Origin of the sequence: Sphaerimonospora mesophila, assembly GCF_001417795.1 — a bacterium.
In the GTDB taxonomy this organism is placed as follows: Bacteria; Actinomycetota; Actinomycetes; order Streptosporangiales; family Streptosporangiaceae; genus Sphaerimonospora; species Sphaerimonospora mesophila.
The window spans coordinates 1-942 of sequence record NZ_BCBX01000012.1; the positions used below are offsets into that span (position 1 = coordinate 1).

The 942-nt window shown below is 67.4% G+C and carries 1 protein-coding gene; it reads left to right on the forward strand.

What is annotated here, in order from left to right:
* Nucleotides 1-50 precede the first annotated feature (50 nt).
* Nucleotides 51-942, forward strand: a protein-coding gene (locus AP234_RS34475) for an IS5 family transposase (RefSeq protein WP_431997910.1) whose coding sequence is annotated in 2 segments (ribosomal slippage) — nucleotides 51-414 and nucleotides 414-942 — 893 coding nt annotated over the 2 segments. Because the reading frame shifts where the segments join, the coding sequence is not laid out codon by codon here. This gene is flagged as partial in the annotation.

A 942-nucleotide genomic window follows, 5' to 3' on the forward strand; every position in this document is an offset into this window, starting at 1 on the left:
AGCCTGTCTGACAAATGATCACGGCTGGTGCGATTGAATGATCGTTCGTGGTGAGACGTGGTGAGCTGACCGATAAGGCCTGGCAACGGATCGAGCCGTTACTGCCCGCCACGGACGGCAAAGGCCGTCCGTGGCGCGATCACCGGCAGGTCATCGACGGCATCTTGTGGCGGCTGCGCACAGGCGCGCCATGGCGGGACATCCCCGAGCGGTACGGCCCCTGGCAGACCTGTTACGAGCGGTTCAAGCGCTGGGACCAGGACGGCACCTGGGACCGGTTGCTGGAGGAGATGCAGGTCAGGGACGACTCGGTCGGCCGGGTGGAGTGGACCTTCAGCATCGACTCGACCATCGCCCGGGCTCACCAGCACGCGGCCGGCGCCCGTAAAAAGGGGACGACGGCGGGACGATCGATACGAAGCAGTCGCAAAGGCGGCAGGCGCTTGGCCGGTCCCGCGGAGGACTGACCACCAAGCTCCACCTGATCACCGAGGCCCGCGGCCTGCCCATGGCCCTGCATCTGACCGCGGGCAACGTGGTCGACTGCAGCGCGTTCGAGGCGGTGCTGGCCAAGCTGCGCCTCCCTCGACGCGGGCCGGGACGGCCGCGCACCCGCCCGGATCGCCTGATCGGCGACAAGGGCTACTCCTCCCGGAAGATCCGTGCTCACCTGCGTTCGCGCGGTATCAAGGCCGTCATTCCCGAGCGCAGGGACCAGATCGCCAACCGCAAGCGCAAGGGCAGCCGGGGTGGCCGCCCCCACGCCTTCGACGCCGAGATCTACAAGCAGCGCAACCTGGTCGAACGCTGTTTCGGCAAGCTCAAGCAGTGGCGGGCGATCGCCACTCGCTTCGACAAGCTCGCCAGCCGCTACCTCGCCGGCGTCACCATCGGGTGCCTGATGCTCTGGCTCCGCCAGGCCGAATTGTCAGACAGGCTCTA